This window comes from Streptomyces doebereineriae (assembly GCF_031845645.1).
GTDB classification, from domain to species: Bacteria; Actinomycetota; Actinomycetes; order Streptomycetales; family Streptomycetaceae; genus Streptomyces; species Streptomyces canus.
The window spans coordinates 268,816-286,771 of the sequence record NZ_JAVREZ010000010.1 but is presented as its reverse complement, the minus strand read 5'-3'; the positions used below and the strand labels follow the sequence as shown (position 1 = coordinate 286,771).

The 17,956-nt window shown below is 67.6% G+C and carries 14 protein-coding genes; 7 read left to right on the top strand and 7 right to left on the bottom strand.

Going from position 1 to position 17,956, the window contains the following annotated elements:
- Positions 1 to 92: 92 nt before the first annotated feature.
- The 3 genes from pdxA to RNB18_RS28530 are packed head-to-tail and all read left to right on the top strand — an operon-like array spanning position 93 to position 3,970.
- Positions 93 to 2,369, top strand: a complete 2,277-nt coding sequence (gene pdxA / locus RNB18_RS28540) for a 4-hydroxythreonine-4-phosphate dehydrogenase PdxA (protein WP_311716967.1) — start codon at positions 93 to 95, stop codon at positions 2,367 to 2,369.
- A 56-nt stretch (positions 2,370 to 2,425) separates the two neighbouring features.
- The gene (locus RNB18_RS28535; RefSeq protein ID WP_311716966.1) at positions 2,426 to 3,238 is read left to right on the top strand and encodes a DeoR/GlpR family DNA-binding transcription regulator; all 813 of its coding nucleotides are present in this window, start codon (positions 2,426 to 2,428) and stop codon (positions 3,236 to 3,238) included.
- Positions 3,239 to 3,289: 51 nt separating this feature from the next.
- Positions 3,290 to 3,970, top strand: coding sequence for an SDR family NAD(P)-dependent oxidoreductase (locus tag RNB18_RS28530; protein WP_311716965.1), 681 nt, complete (start codon positions 3,290 to 3,292; stop codon positions 3,968 to 3,970).
- Here RNB18_RS28530 and RNB18_RS28525 read toward each other — a convergent pair.
- The 3 genes from RNB18_RS28525 to RNB18_RS28515 form a co-directional block, all read right to left on the bottom strand.
- Positions 3,962 to 5,692, bottom strand: coding sequence for a helix-turn-helix domain-containing protein (locus RNB18_RS28525; RefSeq protein WP_311716964.1), 1,731 nt, complete (start codon positions 5,690 to 5,692; stop codon positions 3,962 to 3,964). The two genes, RNB18_RS28530 and RNB18_RS28525, sit on opposite strands and share 9 nt — an antisense overlap.
- An 88-nt stretch (positions 5,693 to 5,780) precedes the next feature.
- The gene (locus RNB18_RS28520; protein ID WP_311716963.1) at positions 5,781 to 6,248 is read right to left on the bottom strand and encodes a cupin domain-containing protein; all 468 of its coding nucleotides are present in this window, start codon (positions 6,246 to 6,248) and stop codon (positions 5,781 to 5,783) included.
- A 13-nt stretch (positions 6,249 to 6,261) separates the two neighbouring features.
- Complete coding sequence (locus tag RNB18_RS28515; protein ID WP_311716962.1) at positions 6,262 to 7,440, bottom strand: FAD binding domain-containing protein; 1,179 nt, start codon at positions 7,438 to 7,440, stop codon at positions 6,262 to 6,264.
- Positions 7,441 to 7,757: 317 nt separating this feature from the next.
- On the opposite strand from RNB18_RS28515, the gene RNB18_RS28510 reads away from it, so the two are divergent.
- The 3 genes from RNB18_RS28510 (at position 7,758) to RNB18_RS28500 (ending at position 11,583) form a co-directional block, all read left to right on the top strand.
- A complete protein-coding gene (locus tag RNB18_RS28510) occupies positions 7,758 to 9,494 on the top strand; it encodes a CocE/NonD family hydrolase (protein WP_311716961.1) in 1,737 nt (578 codons plus the stop codon).
- Between the two features lie 10 nt (positions 9,495 to 9,504).
- Complete coding sequence (locus RNB18_RS28505) at positions 9,505 to 10,536, top strand: NADPH:quinone reductase (protein WP_311716960.1); 1,032 nt, start codon at positions 9,505 to 9,507, stop codon at positions 10,534 to 10,536.
- A gap of 111 nt (positions 10,537 to 10,647) precedes the next feature.
- A complete protein-coding gene (locus tag RNB18_RS28500; protein WP_311716959.1) occupies positions 10,648 to 11,583 on the top strand; it encodes an alpha/beta hydrolase in 936 nt (311 codons plus the stop codon).
- Between the two features lie 412 nt (positions 11,584 to 11,995).
- Here the strand turns inward: RNB18_RS28500 and RNB18_RS28495 are convergent, their stop codons facing one another.
- Positions 11,996 to 12,580 (bottom strand): hypothetical protein, encoded by a 585-nt coding sequence (locus tag RNB18_RS28495; protein ID WP_311716958.1) that lies wholly within the window; start codon positions 12,578 to 12,580, stop codon positions 11,996 to 11,998.
- A 338-nt stretch (positions 12,581 to 12,918) separates the two neighbouring features.
- Here RNB18_RS28495 and RNB18_RS28490 point away from each other — a divergent pair, with 338 nt between their 5' ends.
- Complete coding sequence (locus RNB18_RS28490) at positions 12,919 to 13,734, top strand: oxidoreductase (protein WP_311716957.1); 816 nt, start codon at positions 12,919 to 12,921, stop codon at positions 13,732 to 13,734.
- A 600-nt stretch (positions 13,735 to 14,334) separates the two neighbouring features.
- Here RNB18_RS28490 and RNB18_RS28485 read toward each other — a convergent pair.
- The 3 genes from RNB18_RS28485 to RNB18_RS28475 form a co-directional block, all read right to left on the bottom strand.
- The gene (locus RNB18_RS28485; protein WP_311716956.1) at positions 14,335 to 15,531 is read right to left on the bottom strand and encodes an MFS transporter; all 1,197 of its coding nucleotides are present in this window, start codon (positions 15,529 to 15,531) and stop codon (positions 14,335 to 14,337) included.
- 764 nt (positions 15,532 to 16,295) lie between these two features.
- Positions 16,296 to 16,646: a hypothetical protein gene (locus tag RNB18_RS28480; protein WP_311716955.1), complete on the bottom strand. Its 351-nt coding sequence runs from the start codon at positions 16,644 to 16,646 to the stop codon at positions 16,296 to 16,298.
- Between the two features lie 101 nt (positions 16,647 to 16,747).
- The gene (locus RNB18_RS28475) at positions 16,748 to 17,869 is read right to left on the bottom strand and encodes a lipid II:glycine glycyltransferase FemX (protein ID WP_311716954.1); all 1,122 of its coding nucleotides are present in this window, start codon (positions 17,867 to 17,869) and stop codon (positions 16,748 to 16,750) included.
- Positions 17,870 to 17,956 lie beyond the last annotated feature (87 nt).

Genomic DNA, 17,956 nt, shown 5'->3' with positions numbered 1-17,956 from the left:
AAGAGGTCTCGCGCGGATCGCGCAGGATGTGCCATCATCGAGCGCCGAGGGCGCCCAGCGTGCCCCTTCGACTACAGGTCCAGGAGGATGACGTGCCCTTCCCCTCCTCCCCCCTCCGCGTGGGGACGGCACCACGACGTGTCCTCGCGCTCGCCGACGACCTGTCCGGGGCGGCGGAGACCGCGGTGGCGCTCGGCCTGCCGGGCCGGATCGTGCTCGGTCCGGCGTCCTTGGACCCGCCCGCGTACGGTGAGGCCGTCGTGGTCGACCTCGACTGCCGGTGCCTGCCCGCGGCCGAGGCGGCCGGTCGGGTACGCGAGGCCCTGCGATCCGTGCCCCCGGACGTTCTGGTGCTCAAGAAGGCCGACTCGCTGCTGCGGGGCAACCTCGCCGCCGAGACGGCCGCCTGCGCGGAAGGCGCCGAGGGCGTCGTCGTCGCCACCGCCCTGCCCGCCCTCGGCCGCACGGTCCGCGGCGGTGTCGTCCATCTCGACGGCGTCCCCCTGCACACCACGGACGCCTGGCGGGCGGAGAGCACCGCGCCCCCACCGTCGATCTCCGCCGCGCTCGGGGACGCCCGTACGACGCCCGTCCCGCTGGAGGCGGTACGGGACGGCTCGTTGCGCGCCGTGTTGCGCGCGGCGGTCAGCGCCGGACACCTTCCGGTGTGCGACGCCGAGACGGACTCGGACCTGGACCTGATCGCCGAGGCGGCCCTCGCCTGCGGGCCCGGCGTCCGCCTGACGGGCACGAGCGGCATCGCCGCGGCGGTCGGCCGCCTGCTGAGGCGTACCGAGGGGACGCCGGCCGCCATCACGGTGGGACAAGCGGCTCCGGCTCAGGCCGGGGTACGCCGACGACGGCCCCTCCTGGTCGTCGTCGGCACCGCCGATCCCTCCGCGCCTGCGCAGATCGCGCAACTCACGGAGCGCGGCGCCCGTCATCTATCCGTGAACCCCGAAGTAATGAACTCGGGCGTCATGAACTCCGACGTTCTGGCCGATGTCACCGTCCTCAGCATCGACAGCGGCCCGGGCGTCCAGCCCGGTGCGGGACGCCGTCTGGTGTCCGCACTCGCCCGCCTCGCCGCCGACCGCGCGAGCGATGCCGACCTCGTCCTGACGGGTGGAGAGACCGCCCGCCGCGTTCTCGACGCGCTCGGCGTCGCTCACCTGGCGCCGCTCGGCCAGATCCACCACGGCGCCGTCCACGCACTCACGCCCGACGGACGCCATGTCGTCACCCGGCCCGGCAGCTTCGGCGACACCGATTCCCTGCTGCGGATCGCCACGGTGCTCCGGCCGGACCTCCCCCACCTCCCACCGCAAGGAGACCTCCCGGTGAACGCGATCCCGACCGCCGACAACCACCGTTCGCTGCCGCTCATCGCGGTGACCATGGGAGACGGCGCGGGCATCGGCCCCGAGGTGATCGTCCCGGCGCTGCTGCACCCGGACACCCTCGCCCGCTGCCGTCCCGTCGTCATCGGTGATGCCGGGCGGCTGTGGCAGGCCGCCGCGATCCTGGGTGTCGACTGCGACATCGTCTCCGTGACCGCCCCGGGCGAGGCCGAGTTCCCACCGGGCCGCGTCAACGTCGTGGACCTGGACCTGCTCCCCGCCGACCTGCCCTGGGGCGAACTGTCCGCCCTCGCCGGCGAGGCCGCCTACCAGTACGTACGGGTGGCCGCGGACCTCGCGCTGAAGGGCGCCGTGCACGGCATCTGCACCGCACCCCTCAACAAGGAGGCCCTGCACTCCGCCGGGCATCTCTACCCGGGCCACACCGAGTTGCTGGCCCACCTCACCGGCGTGGACGAGGTGTCGATGATGCTGTCCACCCCCAAGGTGAAGGTCATCCACGTCACCACCCACATCGGCCTGATCGACGCCGTACGGCGCATCGAGCCCGGCCTGGTCGAGCGCACAGTGCGCCGCGGTCACGACGCGATGGTGCGGGCCGGCGTCGCGAAGCCGGTGATCGGCGTCTGCGGCATCAACCCGCACGCGGGCGAGAACGGACTGTTCGGCTACGGCGAGGAGGAGGAGAAGATCGTCCCCGCCCTCGACGTGCTGCGCAAGGACGGCATCGACGCCCGCGGCCCCCTCCCGGCCGACACCGCCTTCTTCCTCGCCGGACGCGGCGACTACGACCTGATCGTCGCGATGTACCACGACCAGGGGCACGGCCCGGTAAAGGTGCTGGGAATCGAGTCGGGCGTCAACCTGACCGTGGGACTGCCCGTCATCCGCACCTCGGTGGACCACGGAACGGCCTTCGACATCGCGGGCAAGGGCGTGGCCGAGGCCGGTAGCATGGTCGAGGCCGTGCGCCAGGCAGCCGAGATGTCGTCCGTACCGGTCCGCTGAGACCGCCGCTCGCAGTCCGCAGTCCTCAGTCCGCGTAGAGAAGGACTCCACGACAGATGTCTCCCCTCGGATCCAAGGCCCGGCGCGAACGGATTCTGTACGTGGCCACCACGACCGGCCTCACCAGCGTGGAGGAGTTGTCGCGACGCTTCGGTGTCACGCCCTCCACCATCCGCCGTGACCTCGCCAAGCTGACCGCCGACGGCCGGCTGGCTCGCACCTACGGCGGTGCCATGGCGCTGACCGCCCATCCCGAGGCGTCCCTCCGGCAGCGTACGGGCGAGGCGTTCGAGGAGAAGCGGGCCATCGCACGCCGGGCCGCCATCGAGGTGCGCGCCGGTGAGACGGTGCTGCTGGACGCCGGATCGACCGTGGGCGCCCTCGCCCACGAACTGCGCTCCGCGAAGGAACTGACGGTCGCGACCACGGGCCTGACGGCCCTGCAGGAACTCTCCGACGTCGAGACGGTGCACGTCGAGTGTCTCGGCGGCACGCTGCGGCCGCTGAGCCAGGGCTTCGTCGGTCCTCTGACGGAGGCCGCGCTGGAACGGATGACCTTCGACCGGGTCTTCCTCGGCACCGACGGCGTCTCCCCGGAGCACGGCATCTGTGAGGCAGACCTGCGCCAGACGCGCCTGAAGGAACTGATGGCCCGCCGCGCCGACCATGTGTACGTCCTCGCTCACGCGGCGAAGCTCGGCCGCCGCCCCTTCCACGCCTGGGCGAAGCTCCCGGCCGGCTGGACCCTCGTCACGGACGACGGCGCCGACCCGTCGATCGTGGCCGAGTTGCGCGGGCGAGGCGTCGAGGTGGTACTGACCGAGGTGGCGGCGTCCACCGAGCAGGAACACCGGGCGTCACCCTCATGACCTCGACGGAGAGCGCCGAGCACGCCGGGACGCGGGCCGGGCGGGTGTGCCATGACTGAGACACGGCACGCCCTGGTCACCGGCGTCAGCTCGGGGATCGGCGAGGCGATCTGTGGTCGCCTGCTGCGGGAGGGATGGCGGGTCACCGGGATCAGCCGCCGCCGTCCGGTCCCCGCACCAGGGCTGACCTGGCTCCCGGCGGATCTGGCCGAGCCCACCGAGCTGGTCCGGATCCTCGACGGCGTGCCCGCTCCTGACGCCGTCGTGCACGCCGCCGGGCTCCAGCGCTCGGCACCGCTGGGCGAACTGTCCGCCGAAGACGGCGAGTTGATGTGGCGGGTACACGTCCATGCCGCCACGATCCTCGTCGACACGCTCGCCGACCGCCTGCCCGACGGGGCCCGCGTGGTCCTCGTCGGCAGCCGTACCGCCACCGGCGTACCCGGCAAGAGCCAGTACGCCGCGACCAAGGCCGCCCTGCCCGCGCTCGCGCGCTCCTGGGCCGCGGAACTGGCCGGCCGTGGCATCACCGTCAACGTGATCGCCCCCGGCCCGACCGACACTCCGATGCTGTCCGACCCCGGCCGCGCCCGCACACCCCCGGCACACCCGCCCCTCGGTCGGTTCGTCTCTACCGACGAGGTCGCCGGCCTGACCGCGTTCCTCCTCGGCCCGGACGGCGGAGCGATCACCGGGCAGCAACTCGTCCAGTGCGCCGGGGCCTCACTCTGACATCGCCGACGGAGCCGATGCTGACCGGATGTCGTCAGCCGCCAGGGCGGCACTGAACTGCAAGACGTCTGAAGGACTTGCGAGAGAGAGTCCCGTCAGCTTCTCGATACGCCGAAGCCGCTGGGAGATCGTGTTCTTGTGCACGAAGAGCTTCTGAGCGGACACATCGGCGCGGCAATCATGGGCCAAGTAGGTTCTCAGGGTGAGGATCAGGTCTGTCGAGCGCTCGAGATCGCTCTGGCGCAGTGCACCCAGCACGCGATCACTGAAGCTCGCGACGGCCCTTTGGTCCTCCAGCTGGAGCAACAGGCCCACCACCCCCAGGTCCTCGATGGTGCGAACCAGCGGAGCCTGGGAGCCGCCGAGTTCAAGCGCGCCACGTGCCATCCGGAATGCCCTGGCCAGGTCTTCCGAACCGCCGGCCGGGGCCACAACTGCGTGAACCCGAGAGCCGATCGCGCCCTGCGTGAGCGTGGCGGCTATGTCCTGTGCACCTTCATTGATCGGCCAAAGAGCGACCCAGTAGTCGCCGAGCCGACCGCAGACAAGGCGGGGTCGGCGGCTCGAAATGGATCGCATCCGGCGCCCGAGCGGCGAGTTGTCGATTTGGGCGGCAGCGACTTCGCTTTGATCCTTCATCACGACTACCTGAACCTCATCGACGAGCAGGTTCGCTCGTAGTGCGCGCTGCCTGGCCGCCGTGCGGCGCTCAGGGTCGCCAGAACAAAGGTCCCCGATCAGATCGTCTCTGAATCGGGCTTCGGCCTCCGCCGCGGTCCGGTCGCGCAGCAGGAGGAGCGCGCAGACGGTTGCCGCGTGCTCCAGTGCGCGAGCTGCCATGTCGGGGTCGAGGGTCGCGCCGAAAGCTTGGATTCGCGCAGCTACCTCTCCGTGCAGGAGAACCACTGTCGAGTTCGAGTCCGCCGGCGTCAGGTCTTCGACCGAGTCCGACCCTGCCTGGGCCAGCACGAAACCCGATTCGTCGACGATCTTCAGGAACCCAGCGCCCACCATCTGCGCGCACTCGTGTGCGAGGTGGGCGAGATCCGAGTTGGTGAGCGCCACATCGGTAAGGCGACGATGCAACTCCTGAGATCGCTCGTCCCGCGCCTGTCGGTCGCGTAGTTCCTTGTTGAGATTCTCGAGCTGATTCACTCGGCCGGTCTCCGCCTGGCGGAGCCGCGTGATTTCGAGAGCCGCGCTCGCAAAATCCGTCAGGGCCTCGACCAAGTGGCGAAGCTGGGGATCCGGGGCGATGACCTCTCGGTTGTAACAGTTGAAGGTTCCGACGATCTGGTCTCCCGCCCGCAGCGGAACAGCCAACAGCGTCCTATAGCCCTGCGCCCGCGCCGGACCGGACCATTGAGTGAAGTCGGCATGCTGCGTGATGTCGGATACCCAAACGGAAACGCCGGAGGTATAGGCCCTGCTGGAGGGCGACTGTCTCGCGGTGCTACCAAGCGTCAACGGGTTCCGGGAGTTGATCTGCTCGACGTAGAAGGTGTCCAAACCCGCCCAGGCACGGATGAGCAGCTGAGTTCCTGACTCGTCGGGGAGGAGAACCGCGCAGAAGTCGAAGCCGGTGAGCTGTCGCCCCACCGCGACCAGTCTCTGGTGCAGGTCTTCGGACGAACTCCCTGCCCCGGCCTGACGGGCCAGCAACTCGAGCGCCGCGATCCACACAGCGGTTGGCGTCACTTCGTGAGGTATCGGCTTGCTCAAGAGGTGCCCTCCAGCCTGACGACGCGCAAGTGATGGTCGCCTGTGACCCCGGCTCAAGGGTATGACAGGAGCCGGCCTGGAGGGGTGCTCACCCAGGCTCGATCGGCAGGGGTGAGTTCTCGCTGTCGAGATGTTCGACCGTCGTGAATACGAGGTCGGTCGCACCCACGTTTTCGATGTCATGGAGCAGAAACTCGCCGTGTGCGAAATTGAAATGACGCGTTTCGCCTGCTTCGTACTCCACTGCGCGAGTCGTTCCGTCGTGCGTGTGCTGAATGCTGCGGCCGGACGTGATCGCTGTCCAGAAGTAATCGAGCACGTGACGATGAGCGTGCCAACGTTCACCTGGCGCCAGCCGAATCTCCCAGACCCGGACACGGCGATTTTCGCTGAGCAGACGCGAACCCACATGCCCATCCTGGGCATGAAGGCGGAACTCCTCGATCAGCTGATCAGTCCAGCCGGAAAAGTCGCTGGCTATCATTTCGCCTGCCAGGGGAAGATCAAGGCTGCTCACGACGGGCATTTTCCGACTATCCCGGGACTTCTCACTCATGATGCTCCATCCGTTAGATTCCCGGTCCATAGAGACCGAACCGGAGCTCGGGATCCTCTGGGTGCCAAGAGTTTTCGAACTGTGAACGCTCGCCCATGGCCTGGACGCGCGACTCGAGCCGAGCACTCAGGGCGAGTTGAATCGGCTCCCAGACCTGAAGGGCTTGGTCCAGGCCGTCGGTCTTTTCGATTGCCGTGGCCAGACTCCACGCGTCGGCAGCGGCCTTGGCGGTGCCGGCCGCCGCGTGCGGGCGAGCGGCGCATGCGGCGTCACCGAGTATTGCGACCCGACCTCGGACCATCTGTGCAGCGCGAATGTCACTGACGACCTGGACGTAGGGAGCGCCGCAGCGCGAAACGACCTCGGCCGCCGCGGGCGGTAGGTCGCGAGCTGCGTCGATCTGCATTCGGTCGACCTCGACGTGCGGAACCTGGTTCGGATGCAATGACAGAATCCCGGCGGATTCGCCCCCAAGGAACTGATCGAGTTGCCGTCCCGCCGGAACATTGCGATACCAGACGAAGTTCATGAGCCTTTCAGTTCTGCCGTCTTTGATCGGGCTGGGCACGGGATACATCACGATGTGTGAGTCCGGCATGAGCGCGTAGGTCACGGAGTCCTCAAGAGCCGCATTCGTGTCACTGCTCAGCAGACGCTCTGGCACGAGGCCGCGCCACCCGATGTAGCCGGAGTACCGGATGGGCGTGTTCGGTGAGACATACTGCCGGCCCACCGAGTTCACCCCGTCGGCGAACACCACGAGGTCGCCGGTTGCAAAGCTGCCATTGTCGAACTCGACGGTCGCAGTCGACGCGTCCTGAGCGACCGCCACGGCACGGTGTCCGCGCCGGTAACGTTCGACCCCGTAGTCCCGCAGCAGCGCCGAGTGGAGTGTCGCCCACGAGCTGTAGGACCACTGCGCGTACTCGCGGTGGGCCACGTGATTGTCGCTGCCCAGGTACTGGACGAGATTTGTCGAAGTGGTGAGGTTCTCCAGCGCCTGCGTACTTCGTTCAGTGAACCAGCGGACTGTGTCCGGCTGCAGCACGATGCCACCGCCGCGGGCGTCGTCGCGGGTCGATCGCTCGAAGACGTCGACGTCCCAGCCGAGGTCCCGCAGCAGCAGCGCGGTGGTGAGACCGCCGATCGATCCTCCGACGACGACTGCCTGACGGGACTTGGGTTCGCGCATGCGTCGACCTTCCCGGTTGCGAGAGACATCGGCGCTCCTGCTCGACGCCTCGGGCATTCAGTCTCGGAGGGCGGCTTGACCGATTCCATGTTCGGGGACACATCGCACGCCACTCACAGTGTGAGTGAGCACATGTCGCCGGGCCGTTCCACCGCGGCATTCTGGTCTGACCTCGATGTGGCGCGCCGGCCAGTCGAGCGGATGTCCGAACACTCACCTGACCGATCAATTCGTCGAATCCGCATCGCCCGTGCCCACGACCTGGAGCCGTCGGAGTGGGCGAGTTCCCAGTGGCAGGCGCAGGACTGGAGGGTGACGTGCATACGCAAGAAGAAGTGGCGAAGATGATGCTTATCGAACGAGACGTGCCGATCGAGATGGACGACGGCATCGTTCTGCGAGCTGACGTCTTCCGTCCGAATGACGGTTTGGAACATCCAGCACTCATGACGTACGGGCCCTATGGGAAAGGTCTGGCGTTCGTCGACGGGTACCCGACGGCATGGAACAAGATGGCTATAGAACATCCGGACACGGTGACCGGGTCGACCAATGCCCACCAGTGCTGGGAGGTGGCGGACCCGGAGAAGTGGGTTCCCCATGGCTACGCCCTCGTTCGCGTGGACTCTCGTGGTGCCGGCCGGTCTCCTGGATTTCTGGACCCATTTTCCGCGCGAGAGATCGAGGACTTTCGCGAAAGCATCGAATGGGCGGGCCGACAGTCGTGGAGCAACGGCAAGGTAGGGCTGAACGGCATCTCCTATTACGGGATGAACCAGTGGCGGGTGGCCGCGCTGAAGCCGGGACCTCTCGCAGCGATCTGCGTATGGGAGGGCGCCTCCGACTTCTACCGAGAGGGTGCGCGCCATGGCGGAATTCTGAGCATGATGCTGCCGAACTGGTACGAGATGCAGGTGCTGTCGGTCCAGCACGGACGAGGGCAGGCGGGACCGCGGAGCGCTGCAACCGGGGAACTGGTCTGCGGCGATCAAACGCTGACTGAATCCGAACTCGCTGCGAACCGGGCTGACCTGCCGAAGTTTCACCGCGACAACGAGTTCATCGACGCCTACCGTGAGCGCCAGGCTGATCTGTCCCAAGTTGATGTGCCGCTGTTGTCCGCCGGAAACTGGGGCGGGCAGGGGCTGCATCTTCGCGGCAACATCGAAGGCTTTTGCAGGGCGTCTTCGACGCAGAAATGGCTCGAGATCCATGACGGTGAACATTGGGTGGAGTTCTACACCGACTATGGCGTAGAACTCCAGCGCCGGTTTTTCGATCACTTCCTCAAGGGCGAAGACAACCGCTGGGATGAACAGCCCCGCATCCAAATGAAGGTCCGGCATGTCGATGGAACGACGGAGGTGCGACACGAAGACGCATGGCCACTTCCCGGGACGACCTGGACCGATCTGCAACTGGACATCGATCGAATGCACCCTGGTGCCGCCACTGAATCGGTCGTTTCCTTTGACGTCAACGGTGAGGGCGTCTCCTGGACCACCGAACCGATGGAGAAGACCACCGAGATCACGGGACCGGTTGCCTGCCGGCTCTTCGTATCCACTACCTCCACGGACGCCGACATCTTCGCAGTGCTGCGCGCCTTTGACCCGGCTGGGAATGAACATGTGTTTCAAGGTGCCATCGACCCCTTCAGCGCAGTGACGAAGGGCTGGTTGAGAATGTCGCACCGGGAGCTCGATGAGCGTCTCAGTACGCCGTATCGGCCGTTCCATTCGCATGAGCGGGAACTCGAGGTCACGCCCTACGAGATCTACCAACTCGATGTCGAACTGTGGCCCACCAGCGTGGTCCTCCCACCGGGCTGGCGCCTCAGTTTGACCCTGCGGGGCTCCGACTGGGTTTACGACGGGGCGCCGGAGACTCGACTCTCGAACTTCAAGAACGCCATGCAGGGTTCGGGACCGTTCCTGCACAACGATCCGTCGGATCGTCCGGCGTCCGTCTTCGGAGGACGCACTTCGATTCATCTGGGAGGCAAACACTCATCCTTTCTCCGCCTCCCGGTCATCCCGGCAACAAGGACCTAGAAAAGGAGTGATGAAGATCAGAGCCGCAGGTTACGCAACCACCGGAGGTCACGACGTGCTCCGCATGGTCGACCTCCCCATACGCGATCCGGGCGCAGGCGAAGTTCGCGTGAGGATCCACTACTCAGGCGTCAATCCGACCGACTGGAAGACCCGCATCGGCGGAATCCACATACCGATCCCCGACGGGCGGGTTCAGGTTCCGCACCTAGACGGCTCCGGGATCGTGGACGCCGTCGGCCCGGGGGTCGAGAACCTCGTGCCGGGGGACAGGGTGTGGTTGTGGCTCGTCGCCTTCAAGCGTTGGGAGGGGACCGCGCAGGAGTACGCCACGATTCCGGCCCGACTGGTCCGCCCGCTGCCCGACACGGCCTCTCTGGAGTTGGGCGCCGGCCTCGGGGTCCCCTTCATCACTGCTCATCATGCGCTGACACTGCGTGCCGGAGGCCCGAGCCGGCTCGGACCGGGGGTGCTCGCAGGGGTCACCGTGCTGGTCGCGGGGGGAGCCGGCGCCGTCGGCAATGCTGCGATCCAGCTGGCGACATGGGCCGGCGCGACCGTGATCACGACCGTCAGCAGTGAAGCCAAGGCCCGCCTTGCGAAGGCCGCCGGCGCCCCGATGGTGGTGAACTACCGCACGCAGGAAGCCGCCGCCGAGATACGGCGACTCGCGCCGGACGGGGTGGACATCGTCGTCGAGGTCTCTCCGTCCACCAACGTCGGCCTGGACCTCGCGGTCCTCGCACCGCACGGGCTGATCGTCGTCTACGCCAACAACGGCGGCGACGACGTCACCATGCCGGTCCGGTCCCAGATGACTCAGAGCGTCACCTGGCACTTCGTGCTGCTGTACAAGATGACCGACGCCGTTCTCGACAACGCCGTCGCATCCATAGAAAGGGCCCTGGCAGCCGGGGTGATCGGCGTGGGTGAGGACAGAGGGTTGCCCGTCCACCACTTTCCGCTGGAGCGGATCGCGGATGCCCACAGGGCAGTGGAGTCCGGAATCATCGGCAAAGTCCTCCTTGACCTGTCCGCATGACGCCCCTGCCCGAACCGGCTGGAACTGCCCGCCCAACATATCGGCGCTCGCCCGAGCGACCGTCAATCGTCATACCGGAGGGATGAGGAAATGAGTCTGAAGAACCAGGATGTGGCCGCGGCGACGTCGGTGAAGGAAGACATCGAGTTCCGCGCCGACAACGGGGTCATCCTGCGTGGCTGGGTGATGACCCCGAATTCCGAGGGCCCGCATCCCACCATCGTGATGACCCCTGGATTCTCGTCGTCGATCACCCGCCTCGAATCTGTCGCCGACGCCTTCGTCGCTCGGGGCTTCGGAGTCCTGCTGTACGACCAGCGGACGTGCGGCAGCAGCGACGGGGAGCCGCGCCAGGACGTCGATCCTGTCGCCCAGGAGCGGGACTTGCAGATGGCCCTGTCCTTCGTGGAGCAGCATCCAGCGCTCGACAGCGACCGCATCGGCCTGTGGGGCTCAAGCTACAGCGGGGCAATGGTGCTCGTCGTGGCCGCCATGGACCGCCGGGTGAAAGCTGTCGTCAGCCAGGTGCCCTTCATCTCCGGCTACGACCAGTTCGTACTGGGAAACGGCCAAGGTGCGCTCGCCGCGATCAACGACAACATGGACAACGACAGGCAAGGAAGGCTCAAGGGTGAGGAGCCCGGCCGTATCCAGCTGGTGCGGATGCCGACCGACCCGGCCGACCAAGCCGTCCTCTTCGAGGACCAGGCGGACTACGAGTATCTCGTGGGCGGTCCCCAAGGCCCCGCTCCTGGATGGATGAACAGCGTGACCATCCGATCGACTGGACGGGCGCTGGCCTATGACGTGCGTCCGTTCATGCGCCGGATCAGCCCGACGCCTCTGCTGATGGTTGTCGCCGCCGACGACCAGACGACTCCGCCCTCGCTCGCTCTGGAAGCCTATGACGCGGCTCTTGAGCCCAAGGAGCTCGTGATGATCTCCGGCGGGCATTACGGGGTCTACTGGCCTCACCTTTCCCGGGATCTTGTCACCGACGAAGCAGCCCGTTGGTTCGAGACCCATCTGGGCAAGGGCACGCGCTGAGTGGTGGGACGGAGACCGGCCGGCGAGGTCGCCCCGGGGTTCGGGGTCGGCCTCGCCGGCCGGTCTCGCGGTCGGAAGGCGACGCCAGAGTTCGTCGCGTGACGCGGCAGCTCACGAACTCGTCGCCGATCACACCGACGGCAGCACCGACGCCGACGCCGAACGCGCCACAGCTTCACGTCTGATGGCCGACGAGGTAGCCCGTCCGTAGCGTGGCGATCTCGGCGTCACGGCTCAGGAGATGGTCATGCCCGGGCCGACGCTGCTCTCGGTACCCGGAGGCGGGTTGATCTTCGGCGCACTGAACAGGACGACCGTACGAACATCGCCTTCTTCTCAAGGCAGGTCACGCACCTCGAACACCTGTCGTCGCTCGCCGACTGAGCAAGAACTCGGCCGCTGCCTGCGGTGCTCACAGCGCCGGAACGGGCAGGAGCAAGGACACCTGCGGACCCGCTTCCCGGACCGGCGCGGGCTCCATGGCCCGCGCTGTCGTACGGGTCTGACTGGCGGCGAAGACGAACAGCCGCAGTACAAGGAAACGGCCGAGACCGGCGAGCCCGGCGGCGCCGAGGTAGACAACCTGCTCGTAGAGGGCTCCAGCCGACGGCTGCACCACGTGCAGGACGAGCACCGCGGCTGAGGTCACCGCGAAGGCTGCCGCGGCCGACCCCGCTGACTGCCAGTGCTGGCGCCATCCGGCGCTCCCTGTCCCGAAGGTGAAGCGTGCGTGCAGTTCCGTGCCCAGGGCAGTGGAGGCGACGGTGATCAGCGCGTTCGCCGCAGCCCAGGGCATGAGTCCCGCGAGCTCCGCCACGGCGGCACTGGACGCGACCCCGACGCCGCCGCCGAACAGTACGAACCGGGCGAAGGAGGCGAGTGGGCCGGGGGCACCCGGTGTGGGGCGTGCTGCGACCGTGTCAGTCTCCGTGCGCTCCGCCTGCCGCACCTCATCCACCCTGCCCGGCTTCAGCTTCGGCGAGACCAGCGACTTCATGGGAAGTCCCTTTCGGGGAGAGGTGCTGCGGCTAGGAGCCTTTGCATTACGACTGTACGACAATAAGCGGGAGGCCGGCTCGGAGGCAAGGGTCCGGCGAGGTTTGAATTATGACCGTACTCACATGGGTGTCATGGGGAGCAGGTCACGGCGGCGCACACACGCCGTGCGACGATCCCCCGGAGCGCTTCGGCTTGTCGGAGGTCGGCGGGCCTTCCTGTGCCGCGCCCCATGTTTCCCGGATTGTCGGACATGGCTACTTGTCAGGGGTCGACCATCACTCTATGGTCGTACGAACGTAAGTTATACGGACGTATTTCAAACCAAAGGAGATCGTGATGGCGACAACTCGACCGGTGGCTCTCGTGACAGGTGCCTCTTCGGGGATCGGCAAGGAGGCGGCCCGCGCCTTCGGCGCGGCGGGTTTCGAGGTGATCGGAACCGGCCGCAAGACCTCCGGGCTCACCCCGCCCGCCGGGGTGGCGTACCTCGATCTCGACGTGGGCAGTGACGAGTCGGCCGCCGCCGCGGTGGCAGAGGTGATCGACCGGTTCGGACGCATCGACGTCCTGGTCAACAACGCCGGCATCGGCACGGCGGGCGCCGTCGAGGAGAACTCCGTCGCCCAGGCCCAGAACGTCCTGAACATCAACGTCCTGGGTGTCATCCGTATGACGAAGGCCGTCCTGCCGCACATGCGCGCCCAGGACGGCGGACGCGTCATCAACGTCTCGTCCGTCCTCGGCGTCGCTCCCCAGCCCTTCATGGCCCTCTACGTCGCCTCGAAGCACGCCATCGAGGGCTACACCGAGTCACTGGACCACGAGGTCCGCGAGCACGGCGTGAGGGTCCTGCTCGTCCAGCCCGCTTACACCAAGACCAGCTTCGACACCAACGCCTCCCAGCCCGACACCCCGCTGCCTTTGTACGCGGAGCGACGGCGCATCTTCGACGAGGTGATGGCTGAGGCGATGAAGGCCGGTGACGACCCCGCCGTCGTGGCCAAGGTGATCGTCACCGCGGCCACCGACAAGAAGCCGAAGCTGCGCTACACCGCCGGCCCGCTGGCCTCACGCGTCACCACCGCGCGCCGCCTCGTCCCCGCCGGAATCTTCGACAAGCAGATCCGCAAGAACAACCGCCTGCCCACCTGACGCCGCAGACCGACGCTTTCGCCCTCCGCGATCCACTCTCGGCACGCCTGAAGTCACTCAGCCTCTTCGGCATGATGGCGCGGGCGGCGACGGCGTGACGGGACGCCGGCAGGGACTCTGCAACGCTCCCGCGCCCCCACCGACCAACTCCTCGAACAGGGCATCCGCAACGCCCTCGCACTGCTGGACGCCGAGCAGCGCAACTGATCGCTCCGGTGACGTCTTCCTTGACCGGGATGTCGAATACCCCCGGCCCACCGCCACCAGAGAAACCCTCCACGGGCATCACCAGCCGCCCCGAGGCCCTCACGTCAGCGACGGGACCGTGCGTGGCCGCAGTGGCTGCGGCTGTTTCCCTCCTCGACGCCCCGGAGCTCGTTCAGCGGCGTGCCCTTACGGAGGAGTGCCGGTTCGTTGGACCACGCGCAAGTGGCAGCCAGCGCTCCGACCGAAGACAAGGCGCCGGCGGCGGCACAAGTCCCGTGCCGGGACCCATCACCTTGCTGCACCGTGGGATGGAGAACGTCGGTGAGGTTTGACACCGCTTGGGGTGCTCGGCCCCTTCCTCGGTGTCTTGATGGTGGCGTCTTCCTACCGGTATCACCGTCGTTCGTCCCCGGCTGCTGATGAGTCCCGCAGACCGCCGAGCGCCAGCACCGTCATCGCCACCGCGGCCCCCGCCACCACTCCGAAGCCGCCGTGTGCACCGCCGCCGTCGACTACCCGTCCCGCGACCGCCGCGGCGACCGCTATTCCTGCGGCGCTTGCGGAGTTGCCCCAGGTGAACGCCTGGGTGAGGACGGCGCGTGGGACCGACGACTCGGTGAGGACGGACGTGAGGATGAGTAGGACAGGGACAGCGAGTCCGGTCAGGGCGAGGGTGGCGCCGATCGCGAGGGGCGCGTCGAGGATGGTCAGCGGGAGGCTCGCGAGGGCGAGGCCGGCTGCGGCTGCGGCCTGGTGGCGCCGGGGTGAGCCGCCGTGACGCCATGCTCCGTAGGCCCAACCACCCACCACGTTGGTGCAGTTGGAGGCGAAGTAGAGCGGTGCTGCAGCGTCCGGTGTGCCGCGTCCGACGGCGTATGCGGTGACGGACACCTGCATCGCGCCGAAGAACACCCCGAGCGTGAGGCCGAGCGCGACCTGCCGCAGGAATGCGGAGCGGAGCAGGGCGCGTCCGGCGTGCCGGCGTTCGGCGTGGCCGGTGAGGGGCGGCGTGGTGCGGCGCTGGGCGGCGAGGGCGAGCCCGCCGCCGATTACGAGAACGGCGGCGACAAGCACTCCGGCGCCCGGGCGGCCCGCGGCACCGAGGACGCTCACCAGGGCGGGGCCGGCCAGGTAGGACACACCGTTGGCGAGGGCCTCCAGGGCGAAGGCGGTGGGCAGCGCGACAGCCCGTTCGCCGGACAGCAGGGCGGACCAGCGAGCGGCGGACAGGGCACCGAGCTGGGGCAGCGTCGCCCCTACGAGCACTCCGGCAACGATGTCCGGAACGGCGCCGGCGAGCAACAGCGCCACGGCCCCCGCATGTGCACCCAGCGCGAAGGGAAGCACCCGCGCTTGCCCGAACCGGTCGACAAGGCGCCCGATTTGCGGCCCGGCAACGGCGTCCGCGACAGCGAACCCGCCGGTGACGAGACCCGCAGCGGCATACGACCCGGTGCGTGCGTGCACCAGCCAGACGATGCCGACCCCCGTCATGGCGATGCCCAGACGCCCGACAGCGGCGGGAAGGAAGAAGGCTGCTGTACCCGAAGTGCGCAGCAGAGCGCGGTAGTTCGCCGAAGCCGAAGGCACGGCGCATCCCTTTCGCCGCCCGGCGGGACGCGCCAACGGGGTCGTCGGCGTCCGGATGTGCCGACCCGTGGCTGCGCCTGAAGCCGTCCAGTGGCGGCGTGGAGCGGGGACGCGCACCCCACGCCGACTCCATCACCGGGCAGATGTCATGTGGTAGTTGATGACCTCCTTGAGCGTAGAGGAACGGAGCTCAGAAACGTACAGTCGCTCATCCGGTGACTCAGCTGTGGGGTGATCAGCGAAGCGAGTTCGTCGACCTACTCGGTTCGATGGCTGCAGAGGAGGCCGATCCTTCGCGCCGCGAGTTCTTGGAGCAGCTTCCCTAATGGTTTTGGACGTGTTGAGGATGACTTATGACCTGGGTTCTATGCGTCGAGCAGGACGTGCTTGCGGAGGAGTTCGAAGCCCGCAGAACCGAACATCTGACACTTGAGCATCTTGATCCGGTTGACGTCCCCCATCGAACGCGCCCGAGCTCCAGGGCAGGCCAAATTCGGTGATGCCGGCGTCAAGGCCGCGGTCGATGCCGGCGGCGAGCGTGTGGAGACTGGGCAGTTCGTCCTGTCGGACGGCGTGGAGCCACTCCGGGAGACGCTCGCCCTGACGGTCAGTGAGCATGGTCGTGAAGCACCGAATGTGACGGGTAAGGGCGTCGAGTTCGGGGCACTGACTGCGGACGGTCTCGAGCTGGAGCGGCGCGGGCTCGGTGAGGGTTTGCGGGCGTCCGAGGATCCATTGGTCTGCCCGCTGAAAGAACAGGCAGCTCAGGGCCGGAGGCATTCTGCCTGCGGATCGAAGCAGACGAGTCCGCGCTCGCGAGCCAGCACAGCGGCGTATTCGGACACTTCCTCGGCCTCGCCGTAGGACATGAGCAGGTACACGATCGGGCCAGATGCCTCCTCGATGACCGGTGGTGACGCCCACACGACACTGCGGTCGACGTCGTCCGGATACCGCGCGACGAGCGCTTCCACATAGGCGACGATGCGTGGTGCCGGAGGCACGACGACATCGTCCGACTCCAGGTAGCGCTCGTAGAGCTCGTCGTAGGTCGAGCCCGCTTGGTCGTCGTCGAGTGGGCGGTCGCCGTCCCACACTGCAAGGTCATAGCTCACAAGCGCATCGTCGCAGGCAGCAGTTCCGCTTTGCCCGCCTGCGGCTGGTGTTCCGCGCGTACCGCATCTGAGGCGGTGATCAGCATGAGGCTGCCCTCGTCTCAGCGGCGGGACATGTAAAGGTCCAGGGCTTTGTGCAGGACCTTGTTGAGGGGGTAGTCCCACTCGCCGAGGTATTCGACGGCCTGGCCGCCGGTGCCGGCCTTGAACCGGAGCAGTCCCAGCAGGTGGTTGTCCTCGTCCAGGGTGTCGGTGATGCCGCGAAAGTCGTAGACGGCGGCTCCGAGTTCGTGGGCATCGGACATCATCCGCCACTGGATGGCGTTGTTCGGCTGGACCTCGCGCTTGCGGCTGGTGGACGCGCCGTAGGAGTACCAGACGTGCTCGCCGACGGTCAGCATCGTGGCGGCGGCGAGGACCTCGCCTTCGTCGTGGGCGAGGTAGAGGCGCATCCGGTCGTCGTCCTCGGCCTGCAGTGCGGTCCACATCCGCTGGAAGTAGGCCAGCGGGCGCGGGATGAACCGGTCCCGCTCGGCGGTCTCGACGTAGAGGGCGTAGAAGGCGGGCAGGTCCTCGTAGCCGCCCTGGACGACCTTGACGCCGGCCTTCTCCGCTTTCTTGATGTTGCGGCGCCACTGCTGGTTGAAGTCGCTCTGGATCTCCTCCAACGACCGCCCGGCGAAGGGGACCTGGAAGACGTAGCGCGGCTGGCCGGCGGCGAAGCCGTCCTCGCCACCGGGCTCGGTCTGCTGCCAGCCCATCCGGCGCAGCCGGTCGGCGAGGTCGACGGCCCGCGGCTCGTGCGCGGTGGTCTCCACCTCCCGCAGGTGCCGCGCCTGCGGGTCGGCGATCGCGGCTTTGACCGCCTCGGCGCTCCAGCGGCGGGCAACGACTGGCGGCCCCATCTTCACCGAGAACGCACCCTGCCCCTTCAGGTAGGTGAGCATCGGCTCAAGCCACCGCTCCAGGTCTGCCGCGGTCCAGTCGATGACCGGGCCCTCGGGCAGGTAGGCGAGGTAGCGCTTCAGCTTCGGCAACGGCCGCAGCAGCACCAACCCGGCCCCGACCAGCCGGCCGTCCTCGTCGAACCAGCCCAGACTCTGCGCCCGCCAGTCCGGCTTCACGTCCCCCCATGAGGGGACCTGCATGTGGCTCACCGAGGGCCGGGCCGTGACGAAGGCCAGATGTTCCTCGCGGGTGATCGCCTTCAGGCGATAGCTCATGGGCAGTGCTCCTCTGTTCGGCGCACAAGCCTACTGAGGCGTACGGCCCGACCAGGCGCGTCGTGCCCGGTGTCGTCGCGCACACAG

Coding starts and splice junctions, on each gene's coding strand:
- RNB18_RS28515 (WP_311716962.1), bottom strand. CDS start 7,440: ATGCGCGAACCCAAGTCCCGTCAGGCAGTCGTCGTCGGAGGATCGATC.
- RNB18_RS28490 (WP_311716957.1), top strand. CDS start 12,919: ATGGCGACAACTCGACCGGTGGCTCTCGTGACAGGTGCCTCTTCGGGG.
- RNB18_RS28495 (WP_311716958.1), bottom strand. CDS start 12,580: ATGAAGTCGCTGGTCTCGCCGAAGCTGAAGCCGGGCAGGGTGGATGAG.
- RNB18_RS28475 (WP_311716954.1), bottom strand. CDS start 17,869: ATGAGCTATCGCCTGAAGGCGATCACCCGCGAGGAACATCTGGCCTTC.
- RNB18_RS28505 (WP_311716960.1), top strand. CDS start 9,505: ATGAAGATCAGAGCCGCAGGTTACGCAACCACCGGAGGTCACGACGTG.
- RNB18_RS28535 (WP_311716966.1), top strand. CDS start 2,426: ATGTCTCCCCTCGGATCCAAGGCCCGGCGCGAACGGATTCTGTACGTG.
- RNB18_RS28520 (WP_311716963.1), bottom strand. CDS start 6,248: ATGAGTGAGAAGTCCCGGGATAGTCGGAAAATGCCCGTCGTGAGCAGC.
- RNB18_RS28530 (WP_311716965.1), top strand. CDS start 3,290: ATGACTGAGACACGGCACGCCCTGGTCACCGGCGTCAGCTCGGGGATC.